Here is a 20,883-nt window from a genome sequence, read left to right as displayed (position 1 = left end):
ATAACATGATTAAAATTGCTGTTTTAGTATCAGGTAACGGATCAAACCTACAAGCGTTAATCGATGCAAACCTTTCAGGTCAAATTGTCGGTGTGATCTCGAATAAACCTGCTGCTTACGCACTTGAGCGTGCTGCTCATGCCAACATTGCAACTGCAGTGATTGAACATAAAAACTTCCCAGATCGTGAAGCATTTGATGATGTTATGCATCAGCAACTGCTCGACTGGGAAGCTGATCTTGTGGTTTTAGCGGGCTTTATGCGTATTTTAAGTGCTAAGTTCGTTAAAGCATGGGAGGGTAAAATGATCAATATCCACCCTTCTCTACTGCCAAATTACAAAGGAATGCATACACATCAACGTGTATTAAATACCGGTGATTTATGGCATGGATGTACAGTACATTATGTCACTGCAGAACTAGATGCAGGTCAAGCACTTGCTCAAGGCGTACTCAAAGTGTCGCACCATGATAATGTTGCATCTTTAGCTGATCGTGTACATCAACTTGAACATTTAATTTATCCTCAAGTTGTAGAATGGATTTGTAATCAAACCATTCGAGTCACATCCGAAGGCGTGCACTATAAAAATCAACTTATGAAAGATCCCATACAGTTCTGTCATATTTGATTTGTAAAAACGCAGCTTAGGCTGCGTTTTTTAATGGATTCAAAATAGTTTTTAAATGTTCAGCCAATCGCTCAGGATGCTCGAGTGGGAACATGTGTCCACCTTCAAAAACACTAAAAGGCACACCAAACTTCTTCGTCACTTTATGAGGGAATTTTCGTGCTAAGAATGGACCTTGAGATGCAGCAATTAATTGACTCGGAACTTTGAGCTTGGGTTGAGGCAACCACCACAATGAAGGATTAGTTCTAAAAATATCAACTTCTATAGATTTTGGAATCGCCAACTCAACGCCGCCACGCGTTGGATCTTCAACTAATGCAAATTGAATATAGTCATTAAAACATTGCTCATCAAATGCAGCATATAATGCTTTGGGTCGAAGTAATGTTGCAGCTTGCTCTCGACTATCCCAATGATCACGTCGACGTTTAGACAATGCCGCTGGCGACATTTGATCCACTGCTTTTAACTTCAAAGACTTTGCAATATGCATAGCAAATGATTCCACCCCCATAATGAGAGGTGGATCTAAAAGAATAGTTTGACTAAAAAGTTCTGGGCATTTCAACGCAGCTTTGAACGTCAAAACTCCTCCTAAGGAGTGCCCGATACCAATCACTTTACGACCATGGGATTTCTGAACAATATTATCAATCACTTGCTGTGTCATACCTTCCCAGTGTTGATCTACAGGATAGCGTTGATCAACACCAAGATTGGTCGTATAAATCACATCGAATTGATCAGACAAAGCATCAAAAAATTTTTGATAAACTTTCGATGGAACCCCGTTGGCATGAGCAAAATGGATCAATGGTTTCATTGGATTCGATTCACCTGCTCAGATTGAATCTGCTTGGAAATTGAAGAAGCAAAACCTTGACCAATTTCACTTCCAAGTCGTCCAAGCACAGAATCAAAGGGGCTACGTTGAATAGTATAATCTACCGTTTTTTCGACTTTTAATTCGCGTTTCAGTGTGTGAATACTGCCAATCCGATCTGCTATACCGAGCTTCACAGCCTGCTCACCAGTCCAAAACAAACCTGAAAATATAGCAGGATCTTGCGATTTCAATTTATTGCCACGACCTTTTTTGACTGCATCAATAAAATGTTGATGAACATTATCCAATACACCTTGTACGTGTGCACGTTGTGCAGGATCAACTGGTTGTGTCATCGACAACAATGCTTTGTTCTCACCTGAAGTCATGGTGCGATCTTCAACGCCAAGTTTTTGCATCAAACCACTCACTCCATAGTTTGGCATAATGACGCCAATAGAGCCGACTAAACTTGATGGATTAACAATAATTTCATCCGCAGCAGACGCAATGTAATATGCACCTGAAGCACCTGTGTCACCAATTAATGCATAAAGTTTTTTATCTTTATAAACTGACTTTAAATATTGGATCTCTTGCCAAATTTCATCAGACTGAACTGGAGATCCACCTGGAGAGTTAATATTTAAAACAACAGCTTGCGATTGTTTGCTTTCAAATGCTTTTCTCAGACCTTTAATGGTGTCTGCACTATTCACACTTTGCTGATCTGCAGCAATCGTTCCCACGATATCCACCGTAGCAATATGCTGTGATGACACAGCACTTTCAGTGGAAGTCGTTGAGCAACTTTTCCCCATGACCAAAACAATAAATAACAGATATGCGAAAGTAAGAAATTTAAAAAAGATTCCCCAACGTCTTGCACGTCTCTGTTCTTCTACAGATGCGAGAACAGCTTTTTCTAAAATTTGCCATTCTTTTCCGTTAGGTTGGTTATTTGGTTTTTGATTTTCATTTTGTGGTTCAGGCGGCCAAGCGGACATACATACCATCCAAATTAAATTTAAGCTGACATTATATACAAGGAATGCGGTCAAACTATTTATAAGTCAAGATTTAACATATAATAAACCCAAATCACAATATTCTATGAACTTACCAAATTTTGAATCTAATGCCTGAAACCAAAACATCGACCACCACCCGCCTGTTAAATTTCTTCAGTCGCCGTCCGATTCGTTTTTCACGTTTTTTTGCAAAAATGCTTGCAGGGCTGATTAATACGCTAAAAATTACAAAAACTACGAACACCATCCGCCTCAATATCGACATTTGCTTACCACATCTTTCTGATGAAGAAAAACATTTAGTGACTCGTGCAGCGGTAAGAAACGAACTTCAATCTTATATGGAGTTTTTTAGTATTTGGGGAAGCTCAAACGAAACCAATATTTCAAGAATACGCAATGTCACTGGTGCTGAATATTTTCATGAAGCAATGGCTGAAAAGAAAGGTATTATTTTACTCGCACCACATTTTGGTACATGGGAAGTCATGAATGCGTGGTTCGCACAATATACCAAGATGACCATCATGTATAAACCCATCAAGAATGAAGAAGCAGATCAATTTGTGCGCCAGGCTCGTAGTCGTGAACAAGCGACTTTAGTCCCTACAGATGAGAGTGGCATAAGACAAATTTTTAAAGCCCTTAAATTAGGGGGGACAACTGTGATTCTTCCAGATCACAATCCTAAACACGGTGGTGAAATGATCGATTATTTCGGCATACCACTCGAGTCCAGTAATTTAAGTGCCAAACTCATCCAAAAAACTAAAGCCAAAGGCCTTTTGGTCTATGCAATTCGCAATGAAACTGAAGATTTTGATGTATTTATTGAGCCAATGGATGCTTCGATTTATGAAGGCACGCCCGCTGATGGAACGTTAGTAATTCACCGTGCAATAGAAAGTCTGATTCATCGTTATCCTGAACATGCTCATTGGAGCTACAAACGTTTCCGTGCAAATCCTGATCTACATAACATTTATCGTATCCCTGCAGAACAAGCCAGAGCAAAAATAGAGCAAGTCAAAAAAGCAAGTTAATCTATGGGGATATTCCGAGTTAACCACGCATTTTGATCTCGATGATATCGAAATTGTACATCTCCGTTTTTATCGAAGGTCATTCGAATGCTGCCCTTCAATTGGGTATCGAGTAGCGGAATATTAAGGGCTTTTAAACGCTCTTTGACAACAGGATGTGGATGATTATAGCGGTTATCAAAACCAGCCGATGCAATGGCAATTTTAGGTTTAGTATTTTTTAAAAAGTCGTAAGATGAACTATGCCGACTGCCATGATGTCCCAAGATTAAAATATCTACTTTAAGTTCAGGATACTGCTTTAAAATAAGATACTCTGTCTCCCACCCTGCATCTCCCATAATCAGAATATGCTTAAAATCGTTAGCATAGGGTAATGTCAGATATATTACGCAAGAGAGCTCATTACGATTTTGACTGACAAAATTTATTTGTGATTCAGCTGGTGAGAGAAATTGTATATTTATCTTACCCAATTGCACCTGTTGATGCTGTCGACAATAATCAAATTTCACTTGCTGAAACCTATCATCTTTTTCATTTGAGATAACTTGATCAATTTGTATATGTTTTTCGATAGCGCGGTATGCACCAGCATGATCTTGATCAAGATGACTCATAAAAATTTGATCTAATTTTGATATGCCACGTTGAATTAAGAAAGGGACAACTACACGTTCTCCAATACTAAATGTATTCTCATCAAAGCTCCCGCCTGTATCAACTAAAGCATTTCTCCCTGATGACTGTAAGAGTATGGACTGTCCCTGCCCTATGTCCAATATTTCGATAATGTCGTATCCATCATCACGTTTAGGCATCAGCAATGCCAAACCTAAAACGGGTATCCATAATCGAGGGATTACATTGTTTGGCATAAAGAACATCAATACTGCCAAAGCGAGCAAAAACATTTGTGCTTTCGTTAACGCCACCCATTTCAATGGATTGTCTAATATTGCTCCCAGCTTATTCAGCATCACCAAAAGAATAGATATCAACATATCAGCCAGATGAAACAGAAATTGACCAAAAAAAGGAATAAAGCTGAGACAATAGCCCAGTACTTCTAAGGGCACGATCAAGGTCCCAATCATTGGAACAGCAACTAAATTAGCAAATGGCGCAAGCAAAGAAATCTGTTGAAATATCAGTAAAGTGAGTGGGATCAGTGCAATAAATATTTTCCATTGGGATTGCAAAAGTATTTTAAGATACATTTTTGCTTTATCTAGAAAATGATGCTTATTGATTAAAGAGGTGTTTTGCTGTTCATGAACGATCGTTTGGTATACACGAATCAAAATCAAACATGCGCCGTACGAAAGCCAAAATGCAGCAGATAAAATACTAAAAGGGTCTAAATAGAGCATTAAGCTCGCACTGATAAGTAATAGCACAAAAGGCTTAATCTTAAATTTAAATAAAATAGCGATACTAATTAGACAAACTGACAATGTAGTTCTTAGTGCAGGAATTTCAAGCCCTGAAAAAAAACTATAAATAATTACCCCACATACAAAAGGGATTAAAAGTAAATATGTTTTGGGAACTTTTAGAAAAATATGAGGGCGAAAAATTGATACAAGATACCCCATGAACCACGATAATAAGCCAGCAAAAATTAGAACATGTGGACCTGAAATAGCCAATAAATGCGTAATGCCTAGTTTTTTAAATAATTCTTCTTGTTGCTCCGTCAGTAGACTCTTATCACCTGTGAGTAACGCGACTAGCAAACCCTTATTCCTGAATACTCCCTGTTCGATATCATCCCTAAAAGCTAAACGTGCTTTTTCAATGCTCAGGCTCAATCGTGCGAAAAGGCTCCGATGCACATCGGTTGAAGATAAATAACCTTCAGAATATAACACCGCTTCACTTACAGGTACGATCCAATCTACACGCATTGTTCCAGCTATATTTTGCTGCAACAACCATTTCTCTTGATCAAATACCCCATCTACTGCATAACTATGTGCGGGTCTTAATTTTCCCGTAACTTTATAATAGCGCCCTAGATCTAATGTCGTATCAAGTTTTGACTCTCGCAAATATAATAATAGCGTTTGAGATTGTCCTTGATTCTTGTCGATCACTTGCGCAAGCTGCTGTATTGATCGAACTTCCTGATCGATTTTCAGCTGATTAATTTTATTGATATAAACAACTATTTCTTTTTCTTCAATATATTGAACACGTTTCTCTAAACGATCGTGTAAGGCTATTTTTGCATGTTGATGCCCCAAAACAAATGTGATCAGACAAATTCCCGTTAGCACAAGCATTCTTGATAATGACTGGACAATACTTGAGGTGTGAGGATAAATGAATCGATCAGGTTGCCTCATTAATCGTACAAAGTAACCCATGATCAAAATGATACTTGCCATACCCAGCATGAGAGTTGAATATTCAGCTTCACCCTGAAAGCTGATCGTAGCAACACCAATGATCCAAAAGATGAGAATAAATATTAAAAACATCTAACTTTTATGTTTATTTTTCTTAAATAGATTAAAGCCCACCTAAGTGGGCTTTAACAAGACTGTTAATCGGATTTTTAGGCTATACCCACAATCCATCTTGCATATGCAAAATCTTATCAGCAGTTTGTGCGAGCTGCTCATCATGGGTCACGATGAGCATTGCCATATTAAATTCTTTACGCAGATCGGAAAGCAATTCAAAAATTGTGACGGCAGTTTTACGATCTAAATTTCCAGTAGGCTCATCTGCCATCATCAATTTAGGTTGAGCCACTAAAGCCCGTGCAAGTGCAACGCGTTGTCGCTCACCGCCAGATAACTCACCTGGTTTATGCGTTAAACGATGTGACAAACCTACTTTATTCAACAAATATTCTGCACGTTCTTTTACTTCTTTAAAATTTGCATCTTTACGTAACATCAGCGGCATTGATACATTTTCTAAAGCCGTAAACTCAGGAAGTAAATGGTGAAATTGATACACAAATCCGAGGTGTTCATTACGTAGGAAACCGCGTTCGGCTTCGCCTAAAGTGTCAAAACGCTGCCCATTAAGCATCACTACACCTTCGGACGGACGATCAAGCCCCCCTAATACATGTAACAGCGTACTCTTACCTGAACCACTTGATCCGACAATCGAAACGAATTGTCCTTGCTCAACAACTAAATCCAATCCCTTAATCACTTCAACAGTTGATTTACCATCTGTAAAATGTTTATGAATATTTTTGGCTTCTAAGACAATATTACTCATAGCGTAAAGCCTCTGCTGGTTGAACTTTGGCAGCACGCAGCGCTGGATAAATTGTTGCAAGGAAACTTAGCGCTAGTGATAAGCTAACAATCACCACCACATCTTGCCAACGTAGATACGATGGTAAATAGTTAATGAAATATGCATCGAACAAATTTAGTCCAAAAGCGGTGTTCAGCCAGCCAATAAATCCACTGATGCTCGTTGCAAAGATGATACCTAGTGCTGCTCCTGCCAGTGTTCCTACAACACCAATCACCGTACCCTGTACCATAAAAATCTTAGTGATCGTTGCTGGTGACGCACCTAAGGTTCTTAAAATAGCAATGTCGGATTTTTTATCAGTAACCACCATCACCAATGAAGATACAATATTAAATGCTGCAACCAAGACAATGAGGAAAAGTAAAAGGCTAACCATTGCTTTTTCCATCTGAATGGCACTAAAGAGATTGCCGTGCGTATAAGTCCAATTTGATGGATAGAAATTGCCTGGTAAATCCATAACAACTTCTTCAGCGACTTGTGGAGCTTTGAAGATATCATCTAGCTTCATACGGATACCTTGTGCACCATCCGGCAGTCTCAACAGTGTCGAAGCATCATTTAGCGCGATGTAACCCATCATCGAGTCCACTTCCGCACCAATACTAAAAATACCGACAATTTTAAAACGTTTAAATCTTGGAACAACGCCAGCGGGTGATGGTGTCGCTTCAGGTAATACCAATGTTACATTGTCATTGAGACTTAAACCTAAAGCATCCGTCATCTGCTTGCCCAAAACAATCCCGAACTCACCTTTCTTTAATGAGTTGAGGTCGCCTTGAACCATATGATTTTGAATAATAGATACATTTTTTTCATAGTCAGGCTCAATACCCGTAACCATTATCCCTGCAACCTGTCCTTGGGCTGTTAACATCCCCTGCAACTGTGTAAAAGGTGCAACACCCGTCACATGTTCATGTTGGTCTATTTTCTTTGCAAGCTCAGGCCAGTCTGTTAGAATTTGTGTAGAGGAAACAGTCGCTTGAGGTACCATTCCCAAGACACGGTTTTTTAATTCACGATCGAAACCGTTCATTACAGATAACACAGTAATGAGAACAGCGACGCCCAAAGTCAGACCGATCATGGAAACTAAAGCAATAAAAGAAATAAAGTGATTACTTCGCCGTGCGCGAGTGTATCTCAACCCTATATACAGCGAGATCGGTTTAAACATACCATCTAGTCCGAGGTGTTTTAATGGAAAATCTTCAGCATCAAAGTGGCAATATTGAAAGACGCGTCATGTCACGTATTGATGCTGCCTTAAGAATAAATTATCAGATCATCACTAAAGATGTCGCTTTGAATGATCCCTATGATTCAAATTTTGTACTACCGCGCTATTTTCTCTTACTTGCAGAATTAGATCAATTTGATCATGCGCTTATGTACGAATTAGAACAATTAAATCAAAAAGATCAACAAATTGCTCGGATATTATCCTTATTTAATCAAAAATTAAACCTGATTACGGGCTCACTTTACGACTCTATTGTACAAACCATGTTACCAGTACCTACTCAAGTCAATTTGTCTGAAACGGGTTTTAGTTTTTATGCTGAGCAACATATCCCTGAACAAACCTATATACATATCACATTGAGTCACCCTGAAAATGATTTTCATATCGCTGCAACTGCACAGGTTGTCTACAGCAATCAAGAAGAAAATGGGCTGTTTAGAACTGGTGCATATTTTCTAACGTTACATCCCCAAGACAAAGTAAAGTTAACAGAAGCCTTGAAGCATTTAAAAAACTCACAGAACCACTGAGCATTAAACTTAAGGTTTTAATACTTTTTGTTTAAATTTCCGATTCGCTTCTATATCCCGATAAAAATACATAAATAATCCCAGAAGTAGAATCATTGCTCCCAGTATCATGCCAAGCGTTAATTTCTCATGATTAAACGCAGCACCTATACCAAGTGCTAGAACTGGAGTCATTACATTTGTAAGGGACAATGTGGTGGGTTGTATTTTTTTGACCAAGTAAAAATAGCAAAACATAGCGACTAATGAAGCCATAACAACAGAATATATGATCGCAAGTAACGACTTCATTGAAGGTAATTCAGTAGGTAAGTATTTCCATATAAATGGCACAATTAAACATGCAACGATAGTAGAAACAAGTATTGAACCAGTCGCCTGAGCCATTGGTGCTACATCAGCATTTATTTTTTTTACCCAAAAAATTGACATTGCGTATGAAAAAACGCTGAGCAACATTAAACCAATTCCAATGGGATGGATATGTTGTGCTGATCCAGTAAAACTGATCACTACGAGCCCAGTAATCGCGACGATCATTCCTAACCATTGAAGCTTATGCAAATCATGTTGAAAGATAAATTTTCCAATAAGTCCTGCCATAATTGGTGCTAATCCAAACATCAATGCAATCATGCCAGAACTTAGGTAATCAGTAGCCACATAAGTAAAAAATTGCGAACCAATCAAACTAAATGACCCAGCAAAATAACTATGCAATGCAACTGAATTTAAAGGAAATTTCACCTTTAAAACAATGAGAAGTAATGCCGCGATAGGAAGTGCCAACCCTAATCGAATCACCAATGCCCACATTAAATAAATATCTTCTACACTCCACACAATCGCAAGTGGAGTTGTTGCCCAGATGATGACCAATAAGGCATAAATGAGCATAAGTTTAGATTTTTCTGGCATGTGAACTCGATTGATAAGATAAATCAGGCAGTTTTTCTTTTTTGTTTTTGAATTGTTTGATCCAAAGCACTTGAAAATTCACGCTTATCTCTTTCTGAAATTGGCGGTGGTCCACCGGTTTGAACGCCAGCCCCTCTCAAAGTTTCCATGAAATCACGCAAATGTAATCGTGCCTTGATATTAGCTTCTGTCCAAATTTCACCACGTGGATGAATTGCAACGCCACCCTTTTCGATGACTTGAGCTGCTAGAGGAATATCCTGCGTCATGACAATATCATGTTCTTTCATACGTTCGATAATTTCTTTATCAGCTTGATCTGCTCCACTCATCACTTGTATTGAATCAATACGAACGGAAGGAGTTATTCCTACATTTTGATTGGCGACAAAAGTTACTTCGAGTTGATAACGATCAGAAGCTCTTAAAATAACTTCACGCAAAATTTTAGGTAATGCATCAGCATCGACCCAGAGTTTAAATGGCAACACGCCTCTTTCCTTCATTGTCTTACCACGTCATCTTATCAAATTTTACAGATGGCTGGTTTGATATGATGAATATAAAGCGGATCGTTTTTTTATAGTGAGGAACTTCTCTCCATATTATTCAAATACATGAAAAACCTTATTGTTGTCAGTTTAATCAAAATTAAAACTAATTGTTTGTTTTTGCTTAATGTATGAACGATTAAAACTTTTTTTGATACGAAGCTTTTGACAATTGATATGTCTATCCTTAATATACAAGCACCTCGCAACGTCCCTATCGTCTAGAGGCCTAGGACATCGCCCTTTCACGGCGGTAACCGGGGTTCGAATCCCCGTAGGGACGCCATTATCGTTTCATACGATCACTCAATATTCAAAATTACTATTATTTCATTGAAGAATTGTAGTTTTTCACTACAATAACTCGCTTCATTTGTTTCGAATTTTCAATCCTATGCACTCATCTCCGAATGATGCTTCGCATCAGGGCAATTCTGCGCCTTTACAACGCGCTATGAGTACTCGACATCTGGTTATGATTTCGCTTGGCGGCGCAATCGGTACTGGACTTTTTTTAGGTTCGGGTGAAGTCATTGCACAAACGGGGCCTGTAGGTGCCATTATTTCTTATATCCTTGGCGGGATTATCGCCTACATGGTTATGCTGTGTTTAGGTGAGCTTGCCGTTCATATGCCTGAGTCTGGTTCGTTTGGTGCTTATGCCAAAAGATATATTGGACCAGGAACAGGCTATACCATCACTTGGTTATATTGGCTAACTTGGTCGGTTACTTTAGGAACTGAGTTTACAGCTGCCGCCCTCCTCATGCAGGAATGGTTCCCAGATAGTTCCATGTGGATGTGGACTATAGTCTTTGGTGTATTCGTATTTGTTTTAAATATGATTTCCACAAAATGGTTCGCAGAATCTGAGTTTTGGCTGGCATTAGTTAAAGTTATTACTGTTGTTGCATTTATTCTCTTGGGTCTACTCGCAATTTTTGGCGTAATTGGCTATCAAGGTTACGAAACGGCGCCTTTATTTAGCAATTTAACTGCTCAAGGTTGGTTTCCTGAAGGTCTATTCCCAATTTTTGCTACGATGCTTATCGTAAACTTCGCATTCTCTGGAACAGAATTAATTGGGGTTGCTGCTGGTGAAACTAAAGACCCAGCTAAAAATGTTCCTAAAGCAATTAATACAGCGATTTTTCGTCTGTTGATTTTCTTCGTCGGTACGATCATTGTAGTAACGTCACTTCTTCCACACCAAGAAGCTGGCTTAGCTGCTGAAGGTGTGAGTAGCTCTCCATTTGTGACTGTTTTCCAGCATATTGGTATTCCCTATGCAGAAGATATTATCCGTTTTGTAATTATTACTGCTTTATTGTCAGCTGCTAACTCTGGTTTATTTGCTGCGTCACGCATGATGTGGTCTTTGTCTTACAAGAAGCAGCTCCCTGCAGTATTTTCTAGAGTGAATGCACGTGGTATCCCCTATGTTGCAGTGATCGTGACAATGATCGGTGGTTTACCAGGCTTATTGTCAGAACAATTCGCACCTGAGACTATTTTTACCAATTTATTAGGTATTGCTGCTTTTACAATGGTCGTTGTGTGGATGAGTATTTGTTTAAGCCAATTTAATTTCAGACGCGATTGGTATAAGCAAGGGCGCAAAAAAGAAGAACTGGGCTTTGCTGCTCCATTATTTCCAATTGTCCCAATCTTAGGTTTTGTGTTCTGTTTTATCACATGCTTAAGTATGGTATTTGATCCGAGTATGCGTATTAGCTTTTTCGGGTGTTTAGCATTCATTGCTGTTTGCTATGCCAGTTATTACCTGTTTTATCACGATAAATCTTGATTTTTGAAATAGCGACTTCGGTCGCTATTTTTTTGCTTAGACAATTCCTATTTTTTCGATTGCTTTTCTAATATTTCTTAGAGATTTGATCTAAATTTAGCCTTAAAATTCAATATTGTTTTATTTTCATACGAACACACGTATTTTTTAATTTTTTTGCTGAAATGCGTTTGACACCCCCCTATTTTCACCCTATTATACGCCCACCTCTGAAACGTCCCTATCGTCTAGAGGCCTAGGACATCGCCCTTTCACGGCGGTAACCGGGGTTCGAATCCCCGTAGGGACGCCAATTTTCAGAAGTAGATTTTATTAAGTCCCTATCGTCTAGAGGCCTAGGACATCGCCCTTTCACGGCGGTAACCGGGGTTCGAATCCCCGTAGGGACGCCATTAATTTCAATTGAAATAACATGGTTTAAAATATATTTCTGTACTGTCCCTATCGTCTAGAGGCCTAGGACATCGCCCTTTCACGGCGGTAACCGGGGTTCGAATCCCCGTAGGGACGCCATATACGAGATGATACATCTCAAAGAAAAGCCCAAGCATTTAAGACTTGGGCTTTTTTTATTTATAACTTAGCCACCCCAAAAATCGAACATAAAATAAACAACACTATCATCTTTGCAGGTTATGGTGGTTTAAACCCTAAGTAACGCTTGGAGAAGATGATGTTGGACAACACCGTACTTAATCCCCTAGCATCCCCATCACAATTAAATACAATTAGTCCTAAAACAAATAAAGACTGGGTTGAGTTTTTTTTAGACCCTAAAGTGAATCGTGAATGTAAAAAAGAATATGCCGAAAGCTATGTTCTTTCACGATTCGATCAACTCGATACGACTCATTTAGCGTGGATTGATCAGGTAGACCAAGTTAGGCAACATATAAAACACGAACATGATCAAACATGTTCTAAATTTCAAAGTTATTTAGATCACCGAAAATCAGGCCTTGGGCGTGAATACTTTCCAACCATCTCTCATGCTTTAGAATTTTTATATAAAGTTGCTCCAGTAAAATATGCAGATGGCTCATGGCTATATTCATCGCTTACGCACCCCTCTCTGTTTGAGAGCAAAGATCTAAGTTATATCTACTTAGAAGAACTTGGCTTGGGAGATGCTAAAGCAAATCATGTTTGCATGTATCAAAACTTACTGCGACATTTCGAGCTTGAACCATACATTAATTATTTAGATGATATGTATTTTGAACAAGCCGCTGTTCAACTTGCTCTCGCATATATACCACATGATTTATTTCCACTGGTAATTGGATTTAACTTGGGTTATGAACAATTACCACTACACCTGTTAATCACCAATTATGAGTTAGCAGAACTTGGAATTGATCCTCATTATTTTAATGTTCATATTACAATTGATAATACACACAATGGACATGCTGAAAAATCAATACTGGCATTTATTGATCATTATCATCAAGCTCAAGATAAATCAAAATATCTTGAATTGGTTAAAATGGGCTTCCAAATGAATGATCTTGGCTTGAGCTCGACGAATATCATTCAAGAAATTGATCTCACTCAAAGCGTTTATCAACTTCTGCAAAGAAAAGCAGTTGTCGGTCAACATATCCATAACCAAAAATGTCAATTCAATGGCAGATCAATTAACGAATGGCTCGCTCAACCTGAATTAATATCAGAATTTGTTCAAATCTTGATTGATAAACAATGGATTATTAAAAACAGACCTGTCGAAGAAAGTCGTTTTTGGAAACTTATTCACGATAGTGATGGCAAAATGTTTGGTGTATTTAATGCAACAGAGAAAATGCTGATCAAAGACTGGATTCAAGGCGAATCATTAACTGTTCGTTTAAAAAGAATGCCTGTAACAGGAGATCAAAACTGGCTCTCAAAATACAATAATCAACATGAGCTTGAACAGATCAAACATCAATGTCATTCATTAGATGATACAAACGATAAACTCGCATTATTAATTCCATATCTCTCACCTTACTATCATCCACGAGCGATCGGATTATGGGCAACCCAAGAAGTCTCTAAGTTACTTTTCCCTTTTCAAACGCTTGCGCTTTAGTTTTAAGTCGCCTCATAAAATAAGGAGCCATAAAGGCTCCTTATATATAGATTCACACTATGCAGATTTTCTTGAATTAACTTTACCTTGAATGATAGCCTTCACATTTCCTTTTGCATAATTCAGAAAAACTTTTAAAGGTGAAAGTTTTGGATTAGGTTGATTACCCTCACCAATCGCTTTGAATTGTGCCGCATACCAAATAATTTCCATAATTGCCATTTTATCAATAAATGGAATTCCTGTTTTAATTGGTTTTACTGCATACCTAACATCGTGTCCTGCAATCAAACGATCAGTTAAATCCGTTTCTACAGCGAGCGGGCGTGCAATTCCAATAAAGTCACATGCACCACTTTCTAAAGCATCATTCATCCCTTTAACGGTTCTGAATCCACCTGTAACCATCAGTTTGCATTTTACTTCTTTACGTATTTTCTCTGCGAAATCTAAAAAGTAAGCCTCACGTGCAATGGTACTTGCTTTACGCTGTTCAGCTTTAGCACCTGCCATTGCGGGCGCTTCATACGTACCGCCTGAAATTTCAATTAAATCGATTCCTGCATCATCAATAGCTTTAAATACTTGAATCACTTCTTCTTCAGTAATTCCACCACGTTGAAAATCTGCGGAATTCAATTTCACTGAAACGATAAAATTATTAGATGTTGCAGCTCGAACAGCTTTATAAATTTCTAGTAAGAAACGCATACGATTTTCAATGCTGCCACCCCATTGATCATTACGTTTATTGGTCAGTGGCGATAAAAATTCACTGATTAAATATCCATGAGCACCGTGCAATTGAACACCCTCAAAGCCCGCTTTTTCGCAAATCGCTGCAGAGGTTGCAAATCGTTGGATTAGATCTAGGATTTCCTCATGCTCGAGAGCCCGTGGTGTAGCAAAGGTAGTTGCCAACATAGCACTAAATGGCACAGCAGACGGTGCAACAGTTTCTTTATTTAAGCCTTTAGGACATTGTCTGCCCGGATGAGACAATTGAACAAGCTGTACCATTCCATAACGTTTACCGAGGTCAGCCCAGGCCTTTAATTTAGGTAAATCTCGCTCATTTTCAACCACAACGACACCAGGCTCATTTTTCGCACGTAGATCAACCATCACATTTCCTGTGATTGAACACCCTAAACCACCTCTTGCCCAAGCTTCATACAAGCCTGTGTGCAAATGATTTGGTTCACCAGCAGCATTCGCCAGAGCTTCACTCATTGCGCCTTTAATAATGCGATTTTTGAAAGTTGTATTGCGAATTTGAATCGGCTCAGCAATTTTACTCATCTTGAAGTTCTCAATTTTGTGCTTATCTAAACCTAAAACCAATTAGGCGTGACTTCCCTGAATTTCAGTCTAGAATTGACAATCCTTCTTGTCAAATAACTTTTATAAACTACTTTGTATAAGATGTTGCGTATAAGCATGAATCGGTGCACTGAATAAACGTTCTGTCTCTTGAATTTCTACAACTTTTGCATCTTTCATCACCATAACTCGATGGCATAACGCTTTCACAATTTTCAGATCATGACTAATAAAGATGTAACTGATCCCTGTTCTCTGCTGTATATCTTGAAGTAAGTTCACCAATTTTATTTGTGTATTACGATCTAATGCAGATGTTGGCTCATCCAGAATGAGTAATTGAGGTTTCAGAATAAGTGCTCTGGCCAGTGATACTCTTTGTCGCTGTCCACCCGACATTTGATGAGGATAACGATGAAGAAATTCTTTTGTGAGATTAACCTCTTCAAGGGCTTGGATTGCGAGATTTAATTTTTCACTCTTTCTCAATTTTTTTAATCTTAACCCTTCAGTTAATAATGACAAAACATCCATTCTTGGGTTAAGACTCGAAAAAGGATCTTGAAAAACGATTTGAAAATCTTTTCGATGCGCTCTTAATTGCTTGTCAGACAAACGATTAAGATTGATACAATTTAATTCAATCGTACCTGTTGACTCTATGAGTCGTGCAAGCGCGAGTGCGGCACTGGTTTTTCCAGATCCACTTTCACCTACAATACCAAGCGACTCTCCTTGTTTAAGCTGAAAACATACATCTTCTACAGCTATAAATTGATTTTTAAATACATTCAGAAAATTCAGCTTAGGTGGATACTGCACTCGAAGATGTTCAGTATTTAAAAGTTCTTTCGCCTGTTCACTGATAGGTGAAATCGAATCAAACTGCTGATTAAGGAGCAATCGGGTATATTCATGGCGGGGCTGCTGGAATATTTGAGAGGCTTCACCCTGTTCAACTGTGACACCTTTTGACAGAACCAACACCTGATCAGCATATTGTTGCACCAACCTTAAATCATGACTAACCAAAACTATGGCCATATTTTTTTGATACGCTTGGTCTTTAATTAAATTTAAAATTTGCTTCTGTAGTGATACATCAAGGGCTGTTGTTGGTTCATCTGCAATTAAAATTTCAGGTTCCGAAATCAGAGCTGTTGCGATCATCACCCTTTGACGCTGTCCACCAGACAACTGGTGTGGATATCGCTTGCGGATGTCTAATGAATTCCCCAACCCTACATCACAAAGCACTTCTTCTATTTTTTTTCGAATGTCTTTTCTCTTAAGCCCCTTCGACCATAAAGGTTCTGAAATAATTTTTTCAATTGTATGTAATGGATTAAGTGCCGTCATTGGCTCTTGAAATATCATCGCGATCTTATTGCCACGTATTAAGCGCAACTGATCTTCGTGTTTTAGACGCAGATCTTCATTTTGAAATATGATTTCACCACTTAAGTCTAGAGCACGATCTTGAAGACCTAGAAGACTTAGACAAGCTAGAGATTTTCCTGAACCACTTTCACCAACAATCGCTACTGTCTCACCCGCATTTAGCTTAAAAGACAAATCAGTTAAGATTTTTTGTTCATTCAACTGAATATTGAGCTTGTTGACTTCAAGTATTGGTTTAGCCTCTTGGATCAAATGCATCTCGAGCTGCCTCTCCAATATAAATAAGAATAGATAACACAACTGCTAGACTAAAAAATCCAGATAAAACCAACCACGGTGCTGATAGATTATTCTTACCCTGCAGTAAAATTTCACCAATTGAAGCTGTATCAGGTGGCAAACCATAGCCCAGAAAATCCAAGGCTGTAAGTGCGGTAATATTAGCGGTAAGAATGAAAGGAAGCTGTGAGAGTGACGAACTTATAGCATTGGGTAAAATATGTTTGATAATAATTTGACTATCTGTAGCACCGAGTGATCTCGCAGCTCGCACATAGTCCAAATTTCTGGCTTTCAGAAACTCTGCACGAACAAGACCAACTAACGCAGTCCAACCAAACATCAGCATAATTAAAAACAGCCAATATACGCTTGGTGTAAACATGCTCACTAAGATCATCACAATAAATAACATTGGTAGACCACCCCACACCTCTAACAGCCTTTGACCGATCAGATCCAACCAACCGCCAAAGTAGCCTTGGATAGCACCAATGGTAATTCCTATGAATGCAGATCCAATAGTAAGTGCAATGCCGAACAACAAAGAGATACGAATACCATATATTAATCTTGCCAAGACATCACGACCTTGATCATCTGTGCCTAACCAATTCACGGAGGTCGGTGGAGATGGTACAGCTTCGGCCAATTCATAATTAGGTGTTTGATATGAAAATGGGATGATAGGCCAAATCTGCCATCCATGATCATTAATCAATTCTTGAACAGCTGGATCTTTATAATCAGCCTCAGTCTCAAAGACACCACCGAATGTTGTTTCAGGATAAGGCTTAAAAATTGGGAAATAAATTTCTTCTTTATAATAAATAAGTATTGGTTTTTCGTTGGCAATAAACTCTGCCCCCAAGGATAAAATAAAGATCGCGATAAATAAAATGAAGCTAAAGAATCCGAGTCGATGTGACTTAAATTTTGAAATTCGTTGATCGAAAAGTGGAGACATTTTTATGCTCCTTGACGATCAAAATTGATTCTTGGATCAATCAATTGATATAGAACATCACTGAGTAATCTCAAAATTAGACCGACCAACGTAAAGATAAACAATGTTCCAAAAATCACAGGATAATCACGCTGCTGAATTGCCTCAAATCCAAGCAAACCCAAACCATCAAGATTAAATATAATTTCTACAAATAGATTACCAACAAAAAAAATTCCGATCAGTGCTTCAGGTAATCCTGCTATAACGATCAACATCGCGTTACGGAAAACATGATTGTATAAAACGCGTTGCTCGGTCAAACCTTTAGCACGAGCTGCCGTCACATATTGTTTATTTAATTCTTCCATAAAAGAGTATTTTGTTAGATATGTGAGGGTCGCAAATCCACCTAATATAATAGTAAGGACAGGCAATGTAAGATGCCAAAAATAATCTTTAACTTTATCAATGAAACTGAGTTCAGCAAAATTCTCAGAGACCAATCCTTGTAATGGGAACCATTGTAAATAGGATCCCCCCGAAAAAATCATAATAAGTAGAATACCAAATACAAAAGTTGGCACTGCATAACCAACCGCCAATACTAGGGAGGTCGTTTGATCAAACAGACCGCCATGTTTATTCGCTTTTCTAATCCCTAGAGGAATGGCGATACTGTAGATCAGTAAGGTACTCCATAATCCAAGGGAGATCGTGACTGGCATTTTTTCCAAAATTAATGTTGTTACTGATTTATTTTTAAAAAAGCTCGTTCCAAAATCGAGTTGAAAATATCCTTTGAGCATTTGAAAAAAGCGCTCATGCACAGGGCGGTCAAATCCATATTGCGCTTTGATCTGCTCGACCATTTCAGGACTGAGTCCTCGTGTACCCTGATAATGACTCTGGACTTCATTGATGTGAGATGTCGAACCATACACAACACCAATGCCTTGAAACTGTTCAGCTCTCTGTATTGCCTGTTCAACAGGTCCACCAGGAGCAATTTGAACGACGGCGAAATTGATGAGTAATATCAAAAATAAGGTGGGAATGATCAGCAAAAGTCGTTTAAGTATATAAAGACCCATAAATTTAACCTTTAACGTGAGCCTTTACTTCGACCAAGATAAGCAGACACTTTGCGAGCTTGCTGTTGATCTACCCACCAATAATCTTCACCAACAGCGAGTTTGGGTTTAATCTGTGGTTGTTTATACATATTCCAATACGCATACCATTCACGATCATTTCCGTAAGTAAGTATCTGATAATATCCTGCACGTAATAAACGATCTAAGATACGTGTATTTAATATTAATTTTTCTCGATCGGGTGCATGAATAATACGTTGTATAATTTCATCTATAACGCTATTTTTCACACCAGAAAAATTATAATTTCCCTCTTCATCTGCAGCATGACTGCTCCAAAATTGCGCTTGCTCATTCCCAGGATTTAGTGATTGAGGCATCACCATCGTGGTTAAATCAAAATCATATTGACGCATCCGCTGTAAATATTGAGGCATATCGACTTGCCGAATCGAAACCTGAATACCCAATTTTTTTAAATTTCGAATATAAGGCATGAGCGTCCGTTGTAAGCCTTCTTGATGAAGAAGCAACTCTAATTGAATTGGTTTTCCATCACGCGCATGCAAATTACCATTTTTAAATGAATACCCCTGGTCAATTAAAATTTTCCGAGCAGTGAGTAAGCCTTTACGATTGTAGCCTGTACCATCAGTGATAGGATATTTCCACGCTTTTAATACTCCTTCTCGTTGTAAAGGATGTAACCGAGATAAATAAGGTTTTAATATTGTTAATTCTTTAGGACTTGGGACTGACTTTGCCTCTAGCTCACTAAACTGGAAATGACTTTGTAAACGTTGATATTGTTGATAAAACAATGCTTTATTTTGCCATTCAAAGTCATAAGCATAGGTCATTGCTTGTCTAAAATAGATATCATTTAGCGGTTTTTTTCGTGTGTTAAAAACGATACTTTGTGTCGGAGCAGGGTTTTGTAAAGCTACACTATATTTTTTAACCAACCCTGAGTTAAATGCTGGAAAGTTGTATTCCGTCTTCCATTTACGAGCAAATTTCTCTTGGTGAAATGTATATTGTCCAGCTTTAAATCCTTCAAATGCAATGTCCGAACTACGGTAATAAACATATTTAATTTGATCAAAATTATAACGACCACGATTTACAAGTAAATCCTTAGCCCAATAATGGGGATTACGCTGATAGGTAATACTACGACCAGCATCAAGATTTTTAATTGTATATGGCCCTGATCCTAAAATGGGTTTGAGTGTTGCTCGACTAAAATCTTTAGATTCCCAATCCTTTTTAGAAAAAATGGGCATCTGTGAAAGTATTGCTGGCATTTCTGTATTACTTTCTGATTTAAATACCATTTTTACGGCATGTTTAGACAGAACCTGAATTTTATCTAAATCAGACAAATACATCTGTAAACCGGGATTGGTTTTGGTTAAATACATTTCAAACGTGAATTTAACATCCTCAGCCAGTACAGGAGATCCATCATTAAATCGAGCACGTGGATTTAAATGAAAAATCACAAATTTTGTTCGGCTTGGATCAAACTGAATTTTCTCAGCCAAAAGTGGATAAAACACATTTGGTTCATCTAACGACTTTGAAAATAGCGTATCGAACAAGTAATTTGTGCCTTCAACCCAACTCCCTTGCCCATTCATACCGTTTAGATTATCAAATGTCCCATCAGCCGCTTTCACCAACTTTCCACCCTTTGGTGCATATGGGTTGGCATATGGCATCGCATCTAAATTCAGATATTTCGGTTTTGACTGTAAAGCAATATAAGGCGTGGTTTGAAGATTTGCCCATGCACTGATATGAATGGGCAAGAAGAGGAAAATAAACTTTGCTTTTGACAAAGTTGATGAAATGCACATCTCGAAATGAA

General features: G+C 38.3%; 17 protein-coding genes and 4 tRNA genes. 9 read left to right on the top strand and 12 right to left on the bottom strand.

Annotated features, from left to right (window positions below):
* Positions 1-5: 5 nt before the first annotated feature.
* Complete coding sequence (gene purN / locus FTV17_RS01075) at positions 6-635, top strand: phosphoribosylglycinamide formyltransferase (protein WP_179997805.1); 630 nt, start codon at positions 6-8, stop codon at positions 633-635.
* A 16-nt stretch (positions 636-651) separates the two neighbouring features.
* Here the strand turns inward: purN and FTV17_RS01070 are convergent, their stop codons facing one another.
* Entirely contained in the window at positions 652-1,461 is an 810-nt protein-coding gene (locus tag FTV17_RS01070) for an alpha/beta fold hydrolase (RefSeq protein WP_179997804.1), read from the bottom strand.
* Positions 1,458-2,471, bottom strand: a complete 1,014-nt coding sequence (gene sppA, locus FTV17_RS01065; RefSeq protein ID WP_179997803.1) for a signal peptide peptidase SppA — start codon at positions 2,469-2,471, stop codon at positions 1,458-1,460. Before sppA ends, FTV17_RS01070 begins: the two co-directional genes overlap by 4 nt.
* Positions 2,472-2,602: 131 nt before the next feature.
* On the opposite strand from sppA, the gene FTV17_RS01060 reads away from it, so the two are divergent.
* Positions 2,603-3,538: a lysophospholipid acyltransferase family protein gene (locus FTV17_RS01060; protein ID WP_179997802.1), complete on the top strand. Its 936-nt coding sequence runs from the start codon at positions 2,603-2,605 to the stop codon at positions 3,536-3,538.
* Here the strand turns inward: FTV17_RS01060 and FTV17_RS01055 are convergent.
* From FTV17_RS01055 to FTV17_RS01045, 3 genes are all read right to left on the bottom strand, one after another.
* Positions 3,535-6,024 carry a DNA internalization-related competence protein ComEC/Rec2 gene (locus tag FTV17_RS01055; RefSeq protein WP_179997801.1) on the bottom strand — a complete coding sequence of 830 codons (2,490 nt, stop codon included), beginning with the start codon at positions 6,022-6,024 and terminating at the stop codon, positions 3,535-3,537. The genes FTV17_RS01060 and FTV17_RS01055 overlap by 4 nt on opposite strands.
* 82 nt (positions 6,025-6,106) lie before the next feature.
* Positions 6,107-6,784, bottom strand: coding sequence for a lipoprotein-releasing ABC transporter ATP-binding protein LolD (gene lolD, locus FTV17_RS01050; protein ID WP_035266856.1), 678 nt, complete (start codon positions 6,782-6,784; stop codon positions 6,107-6,109).
* Complete coding sequence (locus FTV17_RS01045; RefSeq protein ID WP_092766794.1) at positions 6,777-8,012, bottom strand: lipoprotein-releasing ABC transporter permease subunit; 1,236 nt, start codon at positions 8,010-8,012, stop codon at positions 6,777-6,779. Before FTV17_RS01045 ends, lolD begins: the two co-directional genes overlap by 8 nt.
* 23 nt (positions 8,013-8,035) lie before the next feature.
* Here FTV17_RS01045 and FTV17_RS01040 point away from each other — a divergent pair, with 23 nt between their 5' ends.
* Entirely contained in the window at positions 8,036-8,611 is a 576-nt protein-coding gene (locus FTV17_RS01040; RefSeq protein ID WP_092766795.1) for a PilZ domain-containing protein, read from the top strand.
* Positions 8,612-8,620: 9 nt separating this feature from the next.
* Here the strand turns inward: FTV17_RS01040 and FTV17_RS01035 are convergent, their stop codons facing one another.
* Together FTV17_RS01035 and FTV17_RS01030 are read right to left on the bottom strand one after the other, a co-directional pair.
* Entirely contained in the window at positions 8,621-9,529 is a 909-nt protein-coding gene (locus FTV17_RS01035; protein ID WP_179997800.1) for a DMT family transporter, read from the bottom strand.
* Between the two features lie 23 nt (positions 9,530-9,552).
* Positions 9,553-10,035 carry a YaiI/YqxD family protein gene (locus tag FTV17_RS01030; protein ID WP_179997799.1) on the bottom strand — a complete coding sequence of 161 codons (483 nt, stop codon included), beginning with the start codon at positions 10,033-10,035 and terminating at the stop codon, positions 9,553-9,555.
* A gap of 255 nt (positions 10,036-10,290) precedes the next feature.
* Here FTV17_RS01030 and FTV17_RS01025 point away from each other — a divergent pair.
* The 6 genes from FTV17_RS01025 to FTV17_RS01000 all read left to right on the top strand — a co-directional run bounded on the left by FTV17_RS01025 (position 10,291) and on the right by FTV17_RS01000 (position 13,964).
* Positions 10,291-10,366 (top strand) — tRNA-Glu (locus FTV17_RS01025).
* A 108-nt stretch (positions 10,367-10,474) separates the two neighbouring features.
* Positions 10,475-11,887, top strand: a complete 1,413-nt coding sequence (locus FTV17_RS01020) for an amino acid permease (RefSeq protein WP_035266846.1) — start codon at positions 10,475-10,477, stop codon at positions 11,885-11,887.
* Positions 11,888-12,103: 216 nt separating this feature from the next.
* Positions 12,104-12,179: transfer RNA gene (locus FTV17_RS01015), tRNA-Glu, on the top strand.
* A gap of 24 nt (positions 12,180-12,203) precedes the next feature.
* Positions 12,204-12,279, top strand: a tRNA-Glu gene (locus FTV17_RS01010).
* Positions 12,280-12,324: 45 nt separating this feature from the next.
* Positions 12,325-12,400 (top strand) — tRNA-Glu (locus FTV17_RS01005).
* Positions 12,401-12,560: 160 nt separating this feature from the next.
* On the top strand, positions 12,561-13,964 hold the full coding sequence (locus FTV17_RS01000; protein ID WP_179997798.1) for an iron-containing redox enzyme family protein: 1,404 nt from the start codon (positions 12,561-12,563) through the stop codon (positions 13,962-13,964).
* A 57-nt stretch (positions 13,965-14,021) separates the two neighbouring features.
* Here FTV17_RS01000 and FTV17_RS00995 read toward each other — a convergent pair whose 3' ends face one another.
* The 5 genes from FTV17_RS00995 to FTV17_RS00975 all read right to left on the bottom strand — a co-directional run bounded on the left by FTV17_RS00995 (position 14,022) and on the right by FTV17_RS00975 (position 20,866).
* Entirely contained in the window at positions 14,022-15,266 is a 1,245-nt protein-coding gene (locus tag FTV17_RS00995; RefSeq protein WP_179997797.1) for an NADH:flavin oxidoreductase/NADH oxidase family protein, read from the bottom strand.
* Positions 15,267-15,368: 102 nt separating this feature from the next.
* Positions 15,369-16,946 carry a dipeptide ABC transporter ATP-binding protein gene (locus FTV17_RS00990; RefSeq protein ID WP_179997796.1) on the bottom strand — a complete coding sequence of 526 codons (1,578 nt, stop codon included), beginning with the start codon at positions 16,944-16,946 and terminating at the stop codon, positions 15,369-15,371.
* Positions 16,924-17,934 carry an ABC transporter permease gene (locus FTV17_RS00985; protein ID WP_179997795.1) on the bottom strand — a complete coding sequence of 337 codons (1,011 nt, stop codon included), beginning with the start codon at positions 17,932-17,934 and terminating at the stop codon, positions 16,924-16,926. Before FTV17_RS00985 ends, FTV17_RS00990 begins: the two co-directional genes overlap by 23 nt.
* Positions 17,935-17,936: 2 nt before the next feature.
* Positions 17,937-19,007, bottom strand: a complete 1,071-nt coding sequence (locus tag FTV17_RS00980) for a microcin C ABC transporter permease YejB (protein WP_179997794.1) — start codon at positions 19,005-19,007, stop codon at positions 17,937-17,939.
* An 11-nt stretch (positions 19,008-19,018) separates the two neighbouring features.
* Positions 19,019-20,866 (bottom strand): extracellular solute-binding protein, encoded by a 1,848-nt coding sequence (locus tag FTV17_RS00975; RefSeq protein ID WP_373687175.1) that lies wholly within the window; start codon positions 20,864-20,866, stop codon positions 19,019-19,021.
* Positions 20,867-20,883 lie beyond the last annotated feature (17 nt).

The sequence above is a fragment of the Acinetobacter sp. YH12239 genome, from assembly GCF_013417635.1.
Taxonomy (GTDB): domain Bacteria; phylum Pseudomonadota; class Gammaproteobacteria; order Pseudomonadales; family Moraxellaceae; genus Acinetobacter.
Note: the sequence above shows the minus strand (reverse complement) of the source record. Positions and strands in the feature narration are given on the sequence as shown.